Raw genomic sequence first — 19,520 nt, forward strand, 5'->3', positions numbered from 1 at the left:
CGCACCGCGCGTGGCGTCAACGAACCAGATGCCGCTGCAGGAACCGATCGGTCTCCTCGAGGCTCCGATCGAACCACGGATGAAACAGCCAGAAGACATGCGGCGTGTCGGGGAACTGGACGACAACGGAGTCGACGCCGAGCACGTTGGGCCGGCCGGCCATTTCGTCACGGCCCGGACCAATCTCGAGGGACTTTCGCCGCGCGAGCAATCAGTCCTCGCGCTGCCGACCAAGGGATATCTCCACAAGGAATTTTCCGAGGATCTCGGCGTGAGCGTGCCGAGCGTGAACACCTACATCCGTCGCATCTACGAGAAACTCCAGGTGCATTCCCGGTCCCAGGCTGTGGCGAAATTTCTGAAGCAGTCGCGGTAGTGGTGGGCCGAATCAATCGCTCACGGTGAAGGCAGCGTCAGCTTCAGCCAGGCGGAGAAGTGCTCAGGCCAGTGTGAACCCTCGCCGCGGTTGGTCCCCAGCTTGAATGCGGTGTGACCGCCCTTGGCGATGAGCCACAGCCTGCAATTCACACCGGCGGTGGCATAGGCGGCGGCGATGCTCTCGGCGAAGGCGGCGGGCGCCACCTGATCATCGCGGGCCGAGCAGACGAAGGCGGGGGGCGTTTCCCGGGTGACGGGAAAATCCGCGACGGACTGCCGGTTCGGCCAGGGGCAGAGCAAGCCGATGAAATCCGGTCGACAACTCTGCCGATCCACGGGCGCCGTCGCATTGGGATCACCGCGATCCCAGTGCGTGGCGAGGTTCAACACCAGATGCGATCCCGCGGACGAACCGATCAGGCCGATGCGCGCAGGGTCGATGTTCCAGGCGGCGGCGTGCAGGCGTGCGAGCCGGACCGCGCGCCGTGCGTCCGCCAGGGAGTCGGTGACGACGTCGGTCGACGGCGGGCGCGTGCGGTACTTGAGCACGATGATGGCGACGCCTTGCGGAAGAAAGTGATCGACGGTCCCCATGCCGGAAGTGAACAAACCGACGCGGCTGTAGGAACCGCCGGGACAGACGATGAACGCAGCGCCGGTCGCTTGGGCGCGGGGCGGCAGGTGTACGGCGATGACCGGGACGCTGATGTTGCCGACGGTGCCGGCGGCGTCCGTCACTTCCGGCCCGGCGTTGGCGACGAGGCCGGGCGGACTTCCCTCCCACAGCGGCAGAATCAACGGCTCAGCGCGCAGTCCACCGGCGCCGCCGAAGGCGAGCAGCCCGAGAGCGAGACGGACGCGGCGGGTCGTGAGGGGGAGCGGAAAGCGCAGGAATCGCACGTGAATCAACGAGGCGACGGTGCCGGTGCCGGGCAATCCTCCTCACCTTGTACTTTTATCAGACATATAGCCGAGGGTTTCACCCGGAATGAACTGCGGCACCAGCAGCTGGCTTCGGATCGGAGCGCTGCCACCCTGCGCCAGTGCGACCACGGTGCGGGAGAGCCGGCGGGCAAGCCGGGCGGGCTGGACCGCGTATTGGGTCAGTGGGGGTACGATGTAATCGAGGTAGGGCTCGTGATCGCGCGAGACGACGGAGATGCCCTCGGGGACGCGAATTCCCGCGCGGTTCAGCACGGACAGCACGGTCATGACGTAAGGCGCGCCTGCCACCAGCAACGTGGTCGGGCGCCCGGCCTGCAGCAGATGCTCGAGGCGCCGCCGCAAGACCGGGGCCGTTCCATCGTGCTCCATGATTCGAACATCGACGTCCTTGATTCCGCCGGTGACCGCAAGAACGCCGCTCGCCATCTTGGCTTCTCCGGCCATGCCCAGCGCGGGCAGGATCAACGCAATCCGCCGATGCCCCCGGCTCAGAAACTGTCGGGCGGCGTGTTGGCCCAGCGCAAAAAAATCCGCCTCAATCGTCGGCAGCGTGACGCCAGCGTGGCAGGAGCCCACCACGACACAGGGCAGTCCTCTCGCCATGAACCACCGTTGGATTGAAGCGGTCGCGCTGAAGAGCACCGAGGCCACGGGGCTTCTCGACCGGGTGAGGCGCTCGAGGGCGCTCTCCGGACGTTGCGCCAGCCACGCCCGTCCCGCGTGGACCTCGAGTTCAAAACCGGCGTTCGCGAGTTGCTGACGCAGATCGTCGAGCAGGATCATGGGCATGCCGCCCATCAGATCAACGGGTGCGCCGGTGATGAGCACGACCCGGCCGGTTCGGCGCGAATCCTGACGCAGCCCGCGATTCTTCACGATTTGGCGCGAATAGCCCCGGGCCGATCGCAGCCACCGCTCCCTCGTCAGCGTCGCCAGAGCAGCCCGGAGCGTGGTGCGGCTCACCTGCAGCCGCCGGCAAAGTTCGTGCTCGCCAGGCAGGTACTGGGACCACTGCCCGCTGCGAATGCCGTCGCGCAGGATTCCCTCCACCTGATGAACGAGGGTCAAGCGCTTCGGAATCGTCTGCATGGCGGGGACGGTGAGGATTTTCGGGGCGCGCATTTTCCGGCCGGCAAGGGCCTGTGTGCGATGCGCGATTTCGAGTTCGGTGTATTAAGAAAATACAAGTCCGGTGGCGTTGTCGGGCTCAGTCAACTGCTACAGCTTGGGAGAGTGGACCACGCCTTCCCTCCCGCATCTTCCACGTCCGCGCCTTGCCCGCCGCAAACGGCTTCGGTCATGAGGTCTCAGACGACACCGTCGCATTCGTGCAGTGCTCCCTGTTTCCGGCTGTCCCGCCCGGCCTTACGAGCGCAGGGTTCGGATCACGTCGGGCGCCTTGGTCCCGGGTGGCGACGCCTCTTCCTGTCGTGCCTCGGGCTGTTGCTTGCTCCCTGGATGGCTGCGGCGGAGCCTGCCACCGGAGTCGTTGCCGGCCGGGTGGTGAATCTCACCAGCGGCAACTTCCTGCACCACGCGCGCGTCGCGGTGCGTGGTACCACCATTGAGACCACGACGAATGAGGTTGGCGAATACCGGCTCCCCGGCGTGCCCGTGGGCGAGGTGCAGGTGGCGGTGACGTTTCTCGGCATGGAGCCGCAGGTGGAGCCCGCGCGGGTGGTGGCGGACCAGACCGTGCGGCGCGATTTTTCGCTGTGCTCTCCGGCCGGCCGACGGCCGAGGGCCGGGTCGTGCAACTCGAAGCTTACACGGTGGTCGAGCGCGAACTGAGCGGGCAGGCGATCGCGCTGCAGGAAAGACGCAGCGCACCCAACATCAAGAATGTCATCTCCCTCGAGGAATTCGGTGACATGGGCGAGGGAAACGTCGGCGAGTTTCTGAAGTTCGTTCCGGGGGTCAGCATGTCCTACAACCCCCAGACGCCGCAGTCGGCCGGCATCCGCGGCATGCCCGCCACCGGCACCATCGTGATGGCGAACGGTTCCGAAATGGCCTCATCGCAGGATGGCACGCGCACGTTCGACCTCGGCTTGAGTGCGAGTGGCAATGTCGAGCGGGTCGAGGTTTCGAAGGTGCCCACGCCGGAGATGCCGGCCAATGCGATCGGCGGGACGATCAACATCATCAGCAAGTCCGGCTTCAGCCGGTCCAAGCCGCTCCTGTCCTACAACGCGTTTCTCACCAACAACGCCCTCAACGGCCTGGGCGACATCAACCCGAGTCTGCGCCAGCAGGCGGGGCCGGACCCCAAGACCAGCGTGCCTTATTCGCAGCCGGCCTTCAATCTGTCCTACCTCCTTCCGCTGAACAAGCAGCTCGCGTTCACCTTCGCCCTGTCGCGGGCGCCGCGGTATTCGGATTTTCAATATCTCTTTTCCGTCTGGGATCGCGTGCGCGGAATCGAAACCCAAAATCGGCCGGGCAACTTGATCCTGACGGAAGAGCGGGACCTGGCCGCCGTTTCGATCGATTGGAAACCCGCCGATCGGCACCTCGTGCAAGCGGGCTTCCAGGGCTCCAACCAGACGGTTTTCACGCGCCAGTTTCACCTGACGTCCACCGTGGGAGCCAACGCGACCGGCGGCCCCACCTTCAGCCAGGGCTCACCGGCGGCTGTCGGCAACGTGAGCCAGGTTTTCAACACCTGGACCGGCCAGTACAAGACGCTGCGACATTTCACGCTGAATTACCGTTTTGAAGGAGCGACGTGGAAGATCGATGCGAACGCCGCCTATTCGCTGGGCGGCCTGCGGCGCAAGGACACCGAGGATGGCTTCTTCAACAACATCACCACCAGTCTGACCGGCCTCGTGGTGCGCTACGAGGGCATCGACGCGATCGGCCAGCAGCGCTCGGCCATTATCAGCGCGACCAACAGCGCGGGCAGGCCGGTCGATGTCTTCGACGGCAACAACTACTCCGTCACCGCCGCGTCTGCCAGCCCGCTGCGGGTCGAAGATCAGATCAAGCGGGCCGGGTTCAATGTGCGTCGCGACTTCAGCCTGCTGGTTCCCGTGGCACTCAAGTTCGGAGCGGTCGTCAATCAGCAGACCAAGGACAGCCGGGGCGGCGCGTTCAGCGTGCTCTTCAGCCCGCCCGGTGGCGCTGCCGCTCAGGTGGCCCGAAACTTTGATCTCATCGCCGATGGCTATTCCGCGCGTTCGAATTTCACCGACGCCGCCGGTCACACCGTGAACGTGAAATGGCTCAGCCCGCACAAACTGCACAGCCTGTCGGTGTCGCACCCGGAATACTTCGTCCTGGGCACCGCGCAACAGGCGGCGCAGTACACCAGCCAGGTGAACACGTCGAAGCGGCTGCAGGAGACGATCCCAGCAGCCTATGTGCGGGGCGATGTCCGGTTCTTCAGCAACCGCCTGTGGTTCGTGGGCGGGGTGCGCTTCGAACAAACGCGCGACGAGGGACTCGGTCCGCTCAACGACATCGGCGCGACCTACCAGCGCGATGCCAGTGGCGCGTTTCGGCGCGATGCCGCGGGCCGGCTTGTTCCGATTACGACGGACGCTCTCGCCCGGGCCCGGCTGCAGTTGACCGAGCGGGGCTCGCGGGCGAAACGCGTCTACGACGGATATTTTCCCAGCTTCAACTCGAGCTTTGAAATTACCCCCCATCTCGTTGCGCGCGCCGCGTATGCCAAGACGATCGGCCGGCCGACGCTGACGGAGATCATTCCGGGCATCAGTGTCACGGATCCCGATTCTCCCTCCGCCACCCGCACGATCACCGCCATCAACTCAGGCCTCAGCCCGTGGACCGCGAACAACTACGATCTCACGCTTGAACTCTATGAGCTCAAGGGTGCGACCGCTTCGGTGAGCTTGTTCCGGAAGGACATCGCCAATTTTTTCGGCACCGTCCGCACGTCAGCCACGCCGGCGCTGCTCGCGGAGTTCGGCCTGAGCGACGACTACCTCGCGTACGATGTGCTGACCAAGCGCAACTTCGGGCAGGCCTCGATCGAGGGCGTGGAAGTTGGTTACCGGCAGTCACTGGCGGCCTTCCTGCCCGCTTGGGGCAAGGGGCTGCAGATTTACGCCAACGTGACGAGTCTCGCTCTCGGCGGGCAGAACGCGGATGACTTCGCGAACTTCTCCCCGCGCGACATCAGCTGGGGAGCGAGCTACGCGCGGCCTCGTTTCATCGGCAAGATCAACGTGATTCAGTCCAAGTGGATCCGCGGCAGTCCCGTGGTGGCCAGCGCCACCGTCCCCGCCGGCAGCTACACCTATACGGCGCCGCAGACGCGCATCGATCTGTCCGCCGAGTACCGGTTCACCAAGTGGTTTTCCGTCTACGGCAGCAGCCGCAATCTCACGCACTCCGTGAAGCGGACCGGAACGCGGGGCCCGGGGGTGCCGGACTACGCGCAGCTTGATTACTTCCAGTACACGGGATCTCTATTCACGCTGGGCATGAAGGGTGACTTCTAGTCCAGTCCGCGAAAAAATATGATCCCCCGGCCCAAAATCCATCTCCTCCTGCTCGTTCTCGGCCTGACTTACGGCGCACTCGCTTTCGCCGCTGACCGGGCGCCCGCCGAAGCCGGCGTGGTGCAGTACAAGATCGTGCTCGATACGCTGACGAAAGGTTACGATGGCAGTTACTGCTGGGTGCACCCGCGCGCGGGAATTGTACCGCGGGGCGAGAATCGTTCGCCCGCCGTCGTGCTCACGATGCAGAAGCTCTGGCTGAAAGGCAGCGACGTGTTCTTCGCTCTGAATGAAATGCGCTCGAACGATCTTGGGCGGGCGTGGATGGGGCCATACGAACACACCGAGACGCTCGGTCGCCGCGAGGAGCCGAACGGCGTGATCGTCGCCGTGAGCGACTACTGGCCGAAGTGGCACGCGAAGAGCGGCAAGCTGCTCGGGATCGGTCACACGGTGCGCTATTCCACCAACAAGGTGGATCTCAAGTTGTCCCGCCAGACGGCCTACTCCGTGTACGATCCGGAGAAGCGGACGTGGGCGGCGTGGAAGACGCTCGCGCTGCCGGACGACGCCCTCGCGTTCAACTCCGGTGCCGGCTCGGTACAGCGCGTCGACCTGCCCGACGGCGACATTCTGCTGCCGGTCTACGGCAAGAAGCAGACCGACGTCGACTACAGCTCCCGCGTGCTGCGCTGCCGTTTCGATGGCACCACGCTGAGTCTCGTCGAGGCGGGCAACGAACTCACCGTGAAAGGCGCGCGCGGCTTCGTCGAACCCTCGCTCGCGACCTTCGGCGGCCGCTATTTCCTCACGCTGCGCAACGATCTCAACGCGTACGTCGCCACCAGCACCGACGGCCTGCACTTCGATGCGCCGCGGATCTGGCGTTGGGACGACGGTTCCGAGCTCGGTTCGTACAACACGCAGGCGCACTGGGTGACGCACCGCGACGGCCTCTTTCTCGTCTACACGCGCAAGGGCGCCAGCAACGACCACGTCATCCGCCACCGCGCCCCGTTGTTCATCGGGCAGGTGGATGTGGAAAAACTCGCCGTGCGACGCTCGACCGAGCGCATCCTTGTCCCGGATCGCGGCGCGCGGTTGGGAAATTTCGGCGTGACCGAGGTGAGCCCGGACGAGACCTGGGTGACCGTCGCGGAGTGGATGCAGACCTTCAGTCCGAATATCATCATCCCCGTGGACAATCCGCGTGGCGCCGACAACAGCGTCTACGCCGCGCGCATCCAATGGGCCGTGCCGACTGATTTTCGGGTGAAGTGACGAGAGTTCGCCGCGGAGTGGTGGCTAAAAGCGCCAGCGAGTGGAATGGGGACCGCAACGTCGCCCCACTCGCTGGCGCTCGTAGCCTCAAAGCCCCATTGGTCCCCGGATACGATGTCCCGAATGCACCGGCTCGAGTCCAATCTCTCAACTCTCAGCCCTCAACTCCCAACTCCGTCCCGCCCCCTCACGGCTCCAGCCACACGTCCTTGTAGTTGTGAAATCCCAGCGGCGAATTCTTCCAGCCCTTGACCGAGGCGGCGACGAGCGTGGTGCGTGAGCCCCAGTAGATCGGCGCAATGGGCATCTGACTGAGCAGGTACTGCTCGACTTCGCGCAGGGCCGAGAGGCGGGCCGCCGGAGCGCGCTCGGAGTTGGCAAACGCGAGCAGCGTGTCGTAGCGCGAATCGGCGAAGCCGGTGCCGTTGACGCCATTACCGGTGGTGAAGATCGACAGGTACGTGAGCGGGTCCGGGTACTCGGCAATCCACCGACCGCGCGCGATCGTGTAGTCGAGCGTGTCGAAGGCATCGAGCAGCACCTTGAACTCCTTCTGCGTGATCTGCGTTTTCACGCCAAGATCGCGCCGCCACATCTGCTGGATCGCCTCGGCGATGCTTTTGTTGATCTCCGATGAGATCGTGACGAGCTCCACCGGCGGCAGGCCCTTGCCGCCGGGATAGCCGGCGTCGGCCAGCATTTTCTTCGCGGTGGCGACGTCGTATTTGACGATGCCGGGCGCGACGTAGCCGCCCAAGCCGGGTGGCACCAACCCGGTGGCCGCCGTTTGTCCGCCGCGGAGAATGTTCTTCACGATCGCCTCGCGATCGATGGCGAGCGAAAGCGCGATGCGGAGGCGCGCGTCCGAAAAGAGCCGGTGCTTGGTGTTGAAGCGAAGAAAGTAGCTCTCGAAATACGGCTCGATCCGCAGCAGCCCGGGTGAGTCCTTCCTGTAAGCGTCCACCTTGGACAAAGGCAGATCCCACGTGGTGTGCAGCTGGCCGGCGCGAAACGCGAGCTCCTGGGCCTGGGTCGACTCTCCAGGATGGAAATAGATCGCGTTCAGCCGGACCTTGGCGGCGTCCCAGTAGTTCGGATTCTTTTCCAAGGCGACGTGCTGGTGTTCCTTCCACTCGCGGAAGCGGAACGGACCGTTGCTCACGAACGGCGTGGCGCGCGTCCACTGCGCCGTGCGATCGTCGGACTTCGCGCCACCGCGCTCGACCGAAGCCGCGTGCACCGGGAACGCGACGTTCGTCCGCAGCACCGTGATGAAGTGCGGCGTGGGCCGCGCCAGCGTGATCTCGAAGGTGGTGTCATCGTGCGCGCGAAAGCCGACCAGCGCAAAGTTCTCCAGCTGCCCGCGTGCGAACGCCTCGGCATTGCGGACCGGATACAGCGCGTCCTTGTATTCGGAACCCAGTGACGGCGTCAGCGCGCGCCGGAAGCTGTAGAGAAAATCGTTAGCAGTGAGCGGATCGCCATTGGACCAGCGCGCGCCCGGCCGGAGATAGAACGTATAGGTCAGGCCGTCCGGCGAAATCTCCCAGCGCTCCGCCACCCCGGGCCGCGGCTGGAACGTCGTCTCGTCGAGCGTGATCAGGCCCTCGAACAACGCGCAGAGGACATTGTGATCGACCGCGCCGCCGGCGAGATGGGGATCGAGCGACTGAATCTCCGCGCCGTTGCCGACGTGCAGGATGCCGGCTTGGTCGCCGCGGGTGACGTCCGTTTCGCGCTTCTTGCAGGCGGAAAGGGAGCAGGCTGCTACGAGCGCCAGGACGGCGAGGAGTGGGCGGTTCAGGCGAAACGACACGGCCCGCACCATTGCAGGTTGCTGGCCAAAATGGCAAACCTGCGCCGGGCGAAATCAATTCGGGTGCAGGATTGCGGCTGGGTGGCTACGAGCGCCAGCGAGTGGACGGCGGCCCAAAGGCCACTCGCTGGCGCTCGTAGCCACCCAGGCCCACGGTGTTCACGGCTCAGAATTCCGCCGTGCCCGGGGTGCGCGCGAACGGGATCACGTCCCGAATGTTGCCGACGCCGGTCACGAACATGAGCATGCGCTCGAAGCCGAGGCCGAAGCCCGCGTGCGGCACGGTGCCGTAACGGCGCAGATCGAGGTACCACCAGTACTCCTTCTCCGACAGTTTGTGCTGCGCCATGTTTTCGCGCAGCACGTCGAGGCGCTCCTCGCGCTGGCTGCCACCGATGATCTCGCCGATGCCGGGTACGAGCAGATCCATCGCACGGACGGTTTTTCCGTCCTCGTTCACGCGCATGTAAAACGGCTTCAGCGTGCGCGGGTAATTGTAGACGGTGACCGGACACTTGAAGTGTTCCTCGGCGAGGAAGCGTTCGTGCTCGCTCTGCAGATTGTCGCCCCACTGCACGGGATGTTCCCACGTCTTGCCCGACGCCGCGATGATCGCGATCGCCTCGGTGTAGCTGCAGCGCTGGAACGGACGCTCGAGGACGAAGTCGAGGCGCGTGAGCAGGTCCTTGTCGACGAACTTGCTGAAGAACTCGAGGTCGGCGGCGCAGTGTTCCTTCGCGTCGCGAATCAGGTGCTTCACAAACTCCTCCGCGAGGTCCATGTCGCCCTGCAGATCGCAGAACGCCATCTCGGGTTCGATCATCCAGAACTCGGCGGCGTGTCGCGACGTGTTGGAGTTTTCCGCGCGGAAGGTCGGGCCAAACGTGTAAACGTTGGAGAGCGCGCACGCGAAGGTCTCGGCCTCGAGCTGCCCGCTGACGGTGAGGTACGCCTTCTTCGCGAAGAAATCCTTTTTGAAGTCCACGTCGCCCTCCTCGGTCATCGGCGGGTGCGACGGATCGAGCGTGGTCACGCGGAACAGTTCACCGGCGCCCTCGCAGTCGCTCGCCGTGATGATCGGCGCGTGCACGTACACGAAGCCCTTTTGCTGGAAAAACTGGTGGACGGCGTAGGCGAGCCGGCTGCGCACGCGGAAGACGGCGCCGAAGAGATTCGAGCGCGGCCGCAGGTGCGCAATCTCGCGCAGGAACTCTAGGGTGTGGCCTTTCTTCTGGAGCGGATACGTGGCGTCGGCTTCACCGACGACGGTGAACGTTTCCGCGATGACCTCCCATTTTTGGCCCTGGCCCTGCGAGGGGACGAGTTTGCCGCGTACTTCGATCGAGGCGCCGGTGTGCGCCTTCGCGATCTCGGTCGTGTAGTTCGCGAGCGTCGCGTTGGCGATGACCTGAATGCCCTTCAGGCAGGAGCCGTCGTTGAGCTCGATGAACGAAAACGCCTTCGCGTCGCGGCGGGTGCGAACCCAGCCTTGGAGCAGGACGGCATCCATCGCAGCGGTGGCGTTCAGGGCATCTTTGACGAGAGTGCGGGACATGGCGGTGTGGAGCTCAACGAAGCGCAGTGGGGCGTCAGTGGCAAATGAGGAAAACGGGAATGCCTTTCCTGCGACCGATCCTGGGACCGCGACCGCCCCCGGTCGCATGGTTCGGAAGGCGACCGGGGGCGGTCGCGGTCCAAAGCTACTTCCCAGTGACCGTCCACCTCACAGCTTCAATTCCTTCGCATACCCCGTGAGCTCGAGGTACGCCGAACCGACTTCACGTCCGGACGCATCGCGCACGCGGCACGCGCCCTCCCAATACGGCACGCCGCCGAGCGTGCCCGGCAGTTCCTGCGCGCGGACCAACGGCTCCACCGTGAACGCCGTCGTCGCCTGCGTGGCGGGATCGGTCGTCGTCACGCGCACGCGCGACGGATACGTCGCTCCCGTGGCCGGACTCGTCCACCGATCGATGACTTCAAATGTGAACGGCGCGCGCTGCGTGCGGCCCGCGGGATCGATCCACGTCAGCGTCGAGGCCGGATCGGCCGTGCCGTTGCGCAGACGAAGTTGATAGAGCATCAGCTCGCGGCCGTCCGTGAACTGCACGCTCAGCCAATCCCAGCCGACTTGGCCACCGCTCAACTGGCTGCTGCTGATTTCGTGATCCATCCAGGCTTCTCCGGTGACGCTCAGCGTTTCCGGCGCGGCCTCCGTCTGCAGCGTGAGATCGCCGGATACGGCGAGGCGTGGAAACGTGAGATAGTAACTGGCCGCCGTGACGTCGGCGCCCTTGCGCGACACGCTGTTTTCACCGAACACCACCAGCGGCTTGGTCGGACGCAGCGTCAGCGTGAAAGCCGCCTCAGCGTGCACGCCACCGGCGAGCAGCAGCGTGGGCGTCGCAGTGGCGTCGGCCGGATCGGCGAGCCGCAACGACCAGTTGCCGTTGCGCACCGCGAGCGTCGCGGTGTCCGCGGCGGCGTCCCAGCCTTCGCGGTTCAGGCGTTCCTGATGGATGAATTTTCCCGTGCGCTCGTCGACGAGAGCCATGTGCGCGAGAAACAGATGCGCGGTCCCGAACTCTGCCTTCACCGGCGTCGTTTCCCGCGGCCCGGCCTGCCGGAAAAACGTGGCCTGAAAACCAAAACGCCGCGCCACCGCCTTGTCGCCCGAGGCCCCGGCGGGTTGCGCGTACAGATGGCCGGTCAGATACCACCACTCGATCTTGAACTCCGGATGACTGCCGTGATCGCGTGGAAAGGTGAAACGATGGCCGGGTTGCGGGACGGCGAAGCCGTCGGCGGTGGTGGCGGGAACTGCGCTGTAAGCGCTGCCGATCACGCCGCAGCAGGCGAGGAAAACGGAGAGCGCCACGGCTGCGAACCGCGTTAACACCGCAGGGACAGAAATTGACCGCGGATGGCGGTGATCGCGCAGATCAAGGCCGCAGCGGCCTGAAACCATTCGCGCCATCCGCGAAATCCGCGGTAGAATCGCTTGGCCGGCGGTGAGGGTGCGGAGGCTCGCTGGGTAATCCACGATAATCACGGGTGGGCTCGCTTTCATTCTTCGCGATCCGCGGGCAAATGTGCGCCCCAGCGACCAACGGCGTAGCTCACGATTCCGCCCGTGACGACGACCGTGATCGCGAGGGCGGTGAGTTGGCCGACCGGCAGAGCGAAGCCGAGCGTCCAGCCGAAGGATTGTTTGTTGATGACGTGAATCAGCAGCCACCCGAGCGCGAGGCTGAGCAGGAGACCGCCCGCGACGGCGCACGCCGCGACGACCGATCCCTCGATGGCGGTGGCGCGCGCAATCTCACCGCGCGAAAAACCCAGCGCGCGAAGCGTCGTGAGTTCGTCGCGTCGATCGAGCAGCACGCTGACGAGGGTGAGAGCGAGTCCGATGACGGCCACGGCGACACCGATGACTTCGAGCGCGTAGGTGATGGAAAACGTCTGCCGGAAGATGCGCAGGATCTCTGCGCGCAGCGTGGCGTTGGTGTAGATGACGAGGCCCGGGTGGCGCGCGAGCAGTTCGGCGCGCAGGGCGTCGGCGTCGGTGCCCGGTCGCAGGAAGAGCGACAGGTTGGCCGCCTGGTCGTCGCCGAACCACGCCACCACGTGCGCACGATCGATCAGCAGCGAGCCGCGTTCGTTGCCGTAGTCGGCGTAGATCCCGGCGAGCGTGAGCGTCTTCGTGCCCGCAGGCGTGGGCAGTTGCAGCGTATCGCCGCGGCCCTTACGGAAGCGCGCGGAGAAGCTTTCGCTGGCGAGCGCGAGACCGGCGTTGCGCGCGGGATCGAAGACCGCTTCGTCGCGCGGCGCCTCAACCCACGGCAGATCCGATCGCGTGCGGACCAGCTGCAGGTCGGTGCCGGTGAGCATCGTGGGCGTGCCGTCGAGCTGCAGCGTGAACGCCGCCAGCACGCTCGCGGCCTCGACCGCGGGATGCGCGGCGATGGCGCGCCAGGTGGCGGGCGAGATGCGATTCTGCGACGAGGCGCTCTGCGCGGCGTTGCTCGAAAGATAGAGATCCGACTGCAGTGAGCGCCGGACCCAGCCTTGCACGGTGTGCTCGAAACTCGCCACGAGAATGGCCATGCCGGCGGTCATGCCGATCGCGCAGAGCAACGCGGCGACCGCGAGCCGGTGTCGGCCCGACGGATTCGTCAGATGGCTCAACGCGACCCGCGCGACGGCGGAACGATTGCGAAACGTGCGCCCGGCGCGGGCGAGCCACGGCAGCAGAAAACCGCACAACATGCCGCCGCCGAAGATCCACAGGAATGCCGCCGCATAGCCCGCGAGCGGAAAGCGACTGCCGCCGGCGAAGCGCAGCGGCGGCAAGAGTGCGCACGCGACGCCCAGCGCCACGAGGGCCGTGCCCAGCCACGCGTGTCGCATCACGGCCGAACCCGGCGCCGGCGCGGCGTGGCGGACCAGCACTTGCGCGGGCGGCGTGCGGGCCGCTTCGCGCGCCGGCCACCAGCCTGCGACCAGACTCGCGCCGATGCCGAGCACCACGCCGAGTAGGGCCTCAAGCAGGCTCGGCGTGGCGGAGGCGACGGTCGTGGCGTAGTAGAGCGCGTTGACGGTCTGGCCGACGGCGCGCACGGAAAATTGCGCGCCCGCCCAGCCGAGCAGCACGCCCAGCGCGCCGCCGATCGCGCCGAGCAGCGCGGCCTCCGCGAGCCACGCGCGGCGAATCGCGCGCTCTTCCACGCCGAGCGAGCGCAGGATGGCGATTTCGTTGCGGCGGCGGACCACCGCGCCGTCGAGCGCTTGGAAAATCAGATACAGTCCGACGAGCAGCGCGATCAACGAGAGGACGGTGAGATTCAACCGGAACGCGCGCGTCATGGTTTCGGCGGTGTCGCGCTTGGCACCCGGTGAGGTCACGATCCACCGTTCGCCATTGCGGCCAAGTTCCGTGAGCCGCGCGCGCAACGCCTCGCGGCGTTCGTCGAGCCGCGGTCCGGGTTCGACGATGAATTCGACGCGATCGATGCGACCGGGTCTGCCCGCGAGCACCTGCAGTTGCGGCAAGTCCAGCAGCACAAGCGAGGGCGGCGCGCGGGGTGCGTCCTTCGCCGTGGGAATCTCGCCGGCGATCGGGAGCGCGTGCGGCGTCTCGTTGACCACGAGATCGAGCGACGTCGCCGCGCCGAGCTCCGTGGCAAGCGCGTGACTGATCCAAAGGCGCGGCCCACTGCGGAAATCCGTCCAGAACCCGCGATTCGGATCGGGCGCACGCCCGGTGGCCGCGGCGCCCTCGGTGCGGCGGGCAAACAGGTTTTCCCCGGTGCCCTGCTGCCGCGCGAGATTGGCCAGGGCGATCAGATCTACGCCCAGCAAGGTAAACGTCGTGCGCCCGGTCGCCGGTTCGCCCGGGCGGCGTGGGCGCGACGCGGTGGTTTCGACCACGGGAAACAAGTGGACCGGCTGCGCGCCGAGCTCCGTGCGGAGTTCAGCGAGTACATTTTCCGGCAGCGTGCCGGCGGCGGGCTGGATGATCCAGTCGCTCTGGCCGGTGAGGGTGTCGGTGAAGTGGGTGAAACTCGCGACCGCCGCCTGGTTGGCGAGCCGCACGGCGACAAACACCGCCACGCCCAGCGCGAGAATGCCGGCGAGCAACGCGGTCTGGCGCGGAGCCTGGCGGGCGTGGCGCAGCGCGAAGCGCGTGAGGAGCAGGGAGACCGCGGATGCCGGCCTCATGGCGTGATCCGGCCGTCGCGCAGATGCACGCGCTCGTGGCAGATCGCCGCGGCCTCCTCGCTGTGCGTGACCAGCACGAGCGCCGTGTGCGTTTCGTCGGTCAGCTCGCGCAGCAGGCGCAGGATGTTTTCGCCGCTGACGGAATCGAGGTTGCCGGTGGGTTCGTCCGCGAGGATGAGCGCGGGCTGGTGCACGAGCGCGCGGGCGATCGCGATGCGTTGCTGTTCGCCGCCGGAGAGCTGGCCGGGAAAGGCCGCGGCGCGCGCCGTGAGTCCGACGCGTGCCAGTAACGCGGATACGCGCTCGCTGCGTTCGGCGGCGGGCACGCCGAGGAGTTGCAGCGGCAGCTCGACGTTCTCCGCCGCCGAGAGCGTCGGCAGCAGGTGGAAGAATTGAAACACCGTGCCGACCCGTTCGCGGCGCAGGCGGGCGAGGTCGTCGCTATCGAGCTGATCGATGCGCTGGCCGTTGAGCGTGAGACTGCCGGTGTCAGGCCGGTCGATGCCGCCGAGGCAGTTGAGCAGGGTGGTCTTGCCGCTGCCGGAGGGCCCGGTGAGGGCGACGCGCTGCCCGGCCGAGACCTGAAACGACACATCGTCGAGCACGCGCCGCGCACCGTAGCTCTTGGAAACGGAGACGACGTCGAGGACGACTTGGGCGAGAGCGGAAGCCATGCGCGCGGAGTCAACGCGCTTTGCGGCGGAAGGCGAACGTCCGTGTGCTATCGTCGCACAGCTATTAAGTTCGTTGTTCCCGCCAGAAGAAAGGGCGGGGAATGAAGTGTGAGGCGGGGCGGGGGCTGGCGCGGGGATCGCCACCGCTGATCGGGATTCCTCCCTTCTACGTAGTCACACGTACGATGCGGGCGCGACATTGCAGGGAGTCGCGCGGTTACGGGCTTAATTCTGGGTTTGAGGAGCCGAAGGAGAATTTCCCGCCAGCTTTGAGCGTCTCACCCACCATGAACCCCAAACTTCTCTCCCGTCATGTGGTCTGGTCCGCGGGTTCGCGCCGCGCGTGGATCGCGTTGGGGCAACTCGCCGGTCTCGGCGCCGCCCTGTCCTTTCTGTCCGGCTGCGTGGTGGCCGAACGGCGTCACCGGCCCGTGGCCGTGGTGAGTGCGCCTCCGCCGACCGTCGTCGTGGCGGAGCCGCCGCGGGTGGTTGAAAAGGTGATCATTGTTCGCGAATCACCTCCGCCCCCGCGCCGGGAAGTGATCGTCGAACGGGATCGGCCTTCGCCGGCACACGTGTGGATCGCGGGACACTGGCGCCACGACGGACGAGTGTACGTGTGGATCCCGGGTCATTGGGATCGTCCGCCGCGGCCCCGCGCGGTGTGGGTCGAGCCGCGTTGGGAGCGCCGTGACGGCGTCCACGTTTTCATCGAGGGTGTGTGGCGTTGAGCCCGGGCCTGCGGGCCGCGGGTGCATGCGCGTATCAAAACACAGACTACGTCTTTCTGCCCGCGGACTTCATGGCCGCATGGAAGCCCATTTCCTTTTTCGTTGGTGGCTCGTCGAGTGGTGCTGGCGGAGGGTCGAGCAGGGCCATGATGCGTTGGAGGACATCCACGATGGCGGATTCGTGGGTGTCGAGTCGCCCGGTAAGCTCTTGTTCCAGTGCGGTCAGCTTTTGGGCGAGTTCGCGGGTGTCGGTGAGTGCGGCGCGCATTTTGATGAAGGCGCGGACGACGAAGACACTCATCTGCACTGCTTGGGGACTGTTGAGGATATTGGCGGCCATGATGGCGCCATGCTCGGTGAATGCGAACGGTCGGTAGCGGCGGCCGCCGTGACTGCCACTTGAGGTGCCAATTTGGCACCTCAAGATTTTCTCTTCAGCCGGGGTGAGTCGAAAGAGAAAGTCAGAGGGAAACTTCCTCGCATTGCGCTTCAGGGCGCGATTCAGGGCCTTGGTTTCAACGCCGTAGATCCGCGCCAGATCCGCGTCGAGGATCACGCGCTCGCCGCGCACGATGCGGATGACTGAATCGGTTACAGCAACGGGGGCGCGGGGCTTGGTTCGGCGGGACATGGCCGCACTCGACGAGCGGCGGAGGGCCCGGACAAGGTCCGAAAAAGCGAAAACAGAGGGCGCTGTTTACCGTCCGTCTAGGTCGCAAACCGGCTCATGAAGGCGTGCACCGGCATCGCTTCCAGTTGGGCGCGGTCGCTGAAGAGCGCAGCGAGCTCCGCGGCCCTGGGCTGGCCGTAGTGGGCGGCGAAGGCGGCGGCGGCTTTCTTCTGCAGCACGGGAATGCCTTCGCTGCGGCGCCGGCGGTGGCCGATCGGATATTCGACGACGACTTTCTCCGTTGATGTGCCGTTGCGGAAAAAGATCTGCACGGCGTTGGCGATCGAGCGCTTGTCGGGGTCGAGGTAATCGCGCGAGTACTGTTTGTCCTCGCTGACCACCATGGTGGCGCGCAGGGAGTCGATCCGTGGGTCGGCGGCGATGGAGTCCTCGTAGTGTTCCGCCGTGAGTTCGCCGAAGATCAGGCCGATGGCGGTCATGTACTGCAGGCAGTGATCGCGGTCGGCCGGATTGTGGAGCGGGCCGGTCTTGTCGATGATGCGGATGGCGGACTCGTGCGTCGTGAGCTCGATCCGCGTGATGGCGTCGAGGCGATCGCGGACGAACGGGTGGAGTTTCATCGCGCATTCGACGGCCGTCTGCGCGTGGAATTCGGCGGGGAAGGAAATCTTGAACAGGATCTGTTCCATCACGTAGCTGCCGAGCGGGCGGCCCAGGAGGATCGTTTTGCCACGGAACGAGACGTCCTGAAAGCCCCAGGTTTTCGCGGTGAGGACGGACGGGTAACCCATTTCGCCGGTCAGCGCGATGAGCGCGAGCCGGACCGCGCGGCTCGTGGCGTCGCCTGCCGCCCAGGATTTTCGCGAGCCGGTGTTGGGGGCGTGTCGGTACGTGCGCAGCGCGGAGCCGTCGAGCCACGCGTGCGAGAGCGCGTTGATGATTTGCTCGCGCGTCCCGCCGAGGAGAGCGGTTGCGACGGCAGTGGAGGCAATGCGCACAAGTAACACATGATCGAGTCCGACGCGGTTGAAGGAGTTTTCGAGCGCGAGCACGCCCTGGATTTCGTGGGCCTTGACCATCGCGACGAGGACGTCGCGCATGGTCATTTGAGATTTCAGATTTGAAATCTGAGATTGAAAGGCGGCGAGCGGCTGCGCCGCCGTTTGGTTACGACTGATCCAGTCGGTGACGGCGAGGATGGCGCCGAGATTGTCGGACGGGTGGCCCCATTCGGCGGCGAGCCAGGTGTCGTTGAAATCGAGCCATCGCACGATCGTGCCGATGTCGAAGGCCGCCTGCACCGGATCGAGTTCATACGCGGTGCCGGGCACGCGGGCGCCGCGGGCAATCGTGGTGCCGGGCACGATGGGGCCGAGGAGTTTCGCGCAGGCCGGATAAGCCAGGGCCATGATGCCGCAAGCGAGCGTGTCGGCGAGGCACCAGCGGGCGGTGTCGAGCGCCTCGTCGCTCGGCGGCTGCGAGCTCAGCGCGTAGTCGGCGAGCGACGTGAGGAGCGGATCAGGAGGCGGGCGGACGTTGGAGATGGGAGCGGACATGGATCAATTGAAACCACAGAGACACCAAGGCACGAAGAGAAGGGCTTTCTCCGTGCCTTCGTGGTGAGTCAGCGCTTTTCGATGGGCACGTAGGGCCGATCGTCGGGGCCGGTGTAGTGGGCGCTGGGTCGGATGATTTTTCCGTCCTGGCGCTGCTCGATCACATGCGCGCACCAGCCGGCGGTGCGGGCCATGACGAAGAGCGGAGTGAAGAACGACGTGGGCACGCCCATCATGTCGTACGCGGGCGCGCTGTACCAATCGAGGTTGGGAAACATCTTCTTCAGCTCCGCCATGACGGCTTCGATGCGCGCGCAGATGGCGAAGACCTCCGGGCGGCCGGCGTCGAGGCAGAGTTCGCGGGCGATCTCCTTGATGATCGGATTGCGCGGATCGCCGGTGGTGTACACCGGATGGCCGAAGCCGATGATGATTTCCTTGCGGGCCACGCGCGCCCGGATGTCGGCCTCGGCGTCGTCGGCCGTGGCGTAGCGCTGCTGAATCTCATGCGAAATCTCGTTCGCGCCCCCGTGCTTCGGCCCGCGCAACGCACCAATGGCACCGGTGACACACGAGTACATGCCAGACCCGGTGCCCGCGATCACACGCGCGGTGAAGGTCGAGGCGTTGAACTCGTGCTCGGCGTAAAGGATGAGCGAGCGATCGAGCGCGCGCGTGTGGAGCAACGACGGCGTGCGCTGGTGCAGCAGCCGGAGAAAATGTGCCGCGAGCGACGGCTCGTCCGTTTCAACGTCGATCCGTTTGTGCTTCGTCGCGAAGTGATGCCAGTACAGCAGCATCGAGGGGAAACTTGCGATCAGCCGGTCGGCAATATCGCGCGCCACGGTGAGATCCGTCGGGCCCGCGCTGCCGGCAGGCGCGCGCTCGGGTTCGAGCGCACCGAGGGCCGAACACGCGGTGCGCATGACGCCCATGGTGTGGGCCGAGGCAGGGAGTTGTTCGAGGATGGCGCGCACCGGCGCCGGAATGCCGCGCAGACTGATCAGCCGGCGGCGGTAGGCCTCGAGCTCGGTCTTGGTGGGCAGCCGTTCGTAGATCAGCAAATACGCCACCTCCTCGTACGAGGCGTGGGTGGCGAGATCGGCGATGTCGTAGCCGCGGTAGTGGAGATCGTTGCCCGTCTGCCCGACGGTGGAGATGGCGGTGTTGCCGGCGACCACGCCCGAGAGGGCGACGGATTTTTTGATCTTGGGCGCGGAAAGGGGAGCGGAGTCGCTCATGGGCGGTGGGTTTTTTACCACAGAGACACGGAGGCACGGAGAATGGCACTTTCCGATCGCTTCGTGTCTTTGTG

Annotated in this window: 15 protein-coding genes; 5 read left to right on the top strand and 10 right to left on the bottom strand. The window is 65.8% G+C overall.

What is annotated here, in order from left to right:
- Positions 1-10: 10 nt before the first annotated feature.
- Complete coding sequence (locus tag ACLJEU_RS01615; protein ID WP_457795330.1) at positions 11-376, top strand: helix-turn-helix domain-containing protein; 366 nt, start codon at positions 11-13, stop codon at positions 374-376.
- A 20-nt stretch (positions 377-396) separates the two neighbouring features.
- On the opposite strand, the gene ACLJEU_RS01620 is transcribed toward ACLJEU_RS01615, so the two are convergent.
- Both ACLJEU_RS01620 and ACLJEU_RS01625 read right to left on the bottom strand, forming a co-directional pair.
- Positions 397-1,278 (bottom strand): alpha/beta hydrolase, encoded by an 882-nt coding sequence (locus ACLJEU_RS01620; protein WP_414663411.1) that lies wholly within the window; start codon positions 1,276-1,278, stop codon positions 397-399.
- 42 nt (positions 1,279-1,320) lie between these two features.
- Positions 1,321-2,412 (bottom strand): substrate-binding domain-containing protein, encoded by a 1,092-nt coding sequence (locus ACLJEU_RS01625; RefSeq protein ID WP_414663410.1) that lies wholly within the window; start codon positions 2,410-2,412, stop codon positions 1,321-1,323.
- A 354-nt stretch (positions 2,413-2,766) separates the two neighbouring features.
- Between ACLJEU_RS01625 and ACLJEU_RS01630 the strand changes: the two genes are divergently transcribed.
- From ACLJEU_RS01630 to ACLJEU_RS01640, 3 genes are read left to right on the top strand one after another with little or no spacing between them, the layout of a single operon-like run.
- Positions 2,767-3,114, top strand: coding sequence for a carboxypeptidase-like regulatory domain-containing protein (locus ACLJEU_RS01630; RefSeq protein ID WP_414663409.1), 348 nt, complete (start codon positions 2,767-2,769; stop codon positions 3,112-3,114).
- Positions 3,075-5,795: a TonB-dependent receptor domain-containing protein gene (locus ACLJEU_RS01635; RefSeq protein ID WP_414663408.1), complete on the top strand. Its 2,721-nt coding sequence runs from the start codon at positions 3,075-3,077 to the stop codon at positions 5,793-5,795. The genes ACLJEU_RS01630 and ACLJEU_RS01635 overlap by 40 nt, the downstream gene beginning before the upstream one ends.
- An 18-nt stretch (positions 5,796-5,813) precedes the next feature.
- Positions 5,814-7,076, top strand: a complete 1,263-nt coding sequence (locus ACLJEU_RS01640) for an exo-alpha-sialidase (protein WP_414663407.1) — start codon at positions 5,814-5,816, stop codon at positions 7,074-7,076.
- 187 nt (positions 7,077-7,263) lie between these two features.
- On the opposite strand, the gene ACLJEU_RS01645 is transcribed toward ACLJEU_RS01640, so the two are convergent.
- From ACLJEU_RS01645 to ACLJEU_RS01665, 5 genes are all read right to left on the bottom strand, one after another.
- Entirely contained in the window at positions 7,264-8,892 is a 1,629-nt protein-coding gene (locus ACLJEU_RS01645) for a peptide ABC transporter substrate-binding protein (RefSeq protein WP_414663406.1), read from the bottom strand.
- A gap of 166 nt (positions 8,893-9,058) precedes the next feature.
- Positions 9,059-10,447: an asparagine--tRNA ligase gene (gene asnS / locus ACLJEU_RS01650; protein WP_414663405.1), complete on the bottom strand. Its 1,389-nt coding sequence runs from the start codon at positions 10,445-10,447 to the stop codon at positions 9,059-9,061.
- 168 nt (positions 10,448-10,615) lie between these two features.
- Positions 10,616-11,770 carry a lipocalin-like domain-containing protein gene (locus tag ACLJEU_RS01655; RefSeq protein ID WP_414663404.1) on the bottom strand — a complete coding sequence of 385 codons (1,155 nt, stop codon included), beginning with the start codon at positions 11,768-11,770 and terminating at the stop codon, positions 10,616-10,618.
- A gap of 188 nt (positions 11,771-11,958) precedes the next feature.
- Positions 11,959-14,613, bottom strand: a complete 2,655-nt coding sequence (locus ACLJEU_RS01660) for an ABC transporter permease (RefSeq protein ID WP_414663403.1) — start codon at positions 14,611-14,613, stop codon at positions 11,959-11,961.
- Positions 14,610-15,287 carry an ABC transporter ATP-binding protein gene (locus ACLJEU_RS01665; protein WP_414663402.1) on the bottom strand — a complete coding sequence of 226 codons (678 nt, stop codon included), beginning with the start codon at positions 15,285-15,287 and terminating at the stop codon, positions 14,610-14,612. Before ACLJEU_RS01665 ends, ACLJEU_RS01660 begins: the two co-directional genes overlap by 4 nt.
- Before the next feature lie 287 nt (positions 15,288-15,574).
- Here ACLJEU_RS01665 and ACLJEU_RS01670 point away from each other — a divergent pair, with 287 nt between their 5' ends.
- Positions 15,575-16,018, top strand: coding sequence for a YXWGXW repeat-containing protein (locus ACLJEU_RS01670; RefSeq protein ID WP_414663401.1), 444 nt, complete (start codon positions 15,575-15,577; stop codon positions 16,016-16,018).
- Between the two features lie 46 nt (positions 16,019-16,064).
- Here ACLJEU_RS01670 and ACLJEU_RS01675 read toward each other — a convergent pair whose 3' ends face one another.
- The 3 genes from ACLJEU_RS01675 to prpC form a co-directional block, all read right to left on the bottom strand.
- Positions 16,065-16,649, bottom strand: coding sequence for an ORF6N domain-containing protein (locus tag ACLJEU_RS01675; RefSeq protein ID WP_414663400.1), 585 nt, complete (start codon positions 16,647-16,649; stop codon positions 16,065-16,067).
- Between the two features lie 77 nt (positions 16,650-16,726).
- Positions 16,727-18,205, bottom strand: coding sequence for a bifunctional 2-methylcitrate dehydratase/aconitate hydratase (locus ACLJEU_RS01680; protein WP_414663399.1), 1,479 nt, complete (start codon positions 18,203-18,205; stop codon positions 16,727-16,729).
- Between the two features lie 68 nt (positions 18,206-18,273).
- Entirely contained in the window at positions 18,274-19,446 is a 1,173-nt protein-coding gene (gene prpC, locus ACLJEU_RS01685; protein WP_414663398.1) for a bifunctional 2-methylcitrate synthase/citrate synthase, read from the bottom strand.
- Positions 19,447-19,520: the final 74 nt, after the last annotated feature.

It is taken from the genome of Terrisphaera buseokensis (genome assembly GCF_047521145.2).
Taxonomy (GTDB): Bacteria; Verrucomicrobiota; Verrucomicrobiia; order Opitutales; family Opitutaceae; genus ER46.

Coding starts and splice junctions, on each gene's coding strand:
- ACLJEU_RS01625 (WP_414663410.1), bottom strand. CDS start 2,412: ATGCAGACGATTCCGAAGCGCTTGACCCTCGTTCATCAGGTGGAGGGA.
- ACLJEU_RS01640 (WP_414663407.1), top strand. CDS start 5,814: ATGATCCCCCGGCCCAAAATCCATCTCCTCCTGCTCGTTCTCGGCCTG.
- asnS (WP_414663405.1), bottom strand. CDS start 10,447: ATGTCCCGCACTCTCGTCAAAGATGCCCTGAACGCCACCGCTGCGATG.
- ACLJEU_RS01660 (WP_414663403.1), bottom strand. CDS start 14,613: ATGAGGCCGGCATCCGCGGTCTCCCTGCTCCTCACGCGCTTCGCGCTG.
- ACLJEU_RS01665 (WP_414663402.1), bottom strand. CDS start 15,287: ATGGCTTCCGCTCTCGCCCAAGTCGTCCTCGACGTCGTCTCCGTTTCC.
- ACLJEU_RS01670 (WP_414663401.1), top strand. CDS start 15,575: ATGAACCCCAAACTTCTCTCCCGTCATGTGGTCTGGTCCGCGGGTTCG.
- ACLJEU_RS01675 (WP_414663400.1), bottom strand. CDS start 16,649: ATGTCCCGCCGAACCAAGCCCCGCGCCCCCGTTGCTGTAACCGATTCA.
- ACLJEU_RS01680 (WP_414663399.1), bottom strand. CDS start 18,205: ATGTCCGCTCCCATCTCCAACGTCCGCCCGCCTCCTGATCCGCTCCTC.
- prpC (WP_414663398.1), bottom strand. CDS start 19,446: ATGAGCGACTCCGCTCCCCTTTCCGCGCCCAAGATCAAAAAATCCGTC.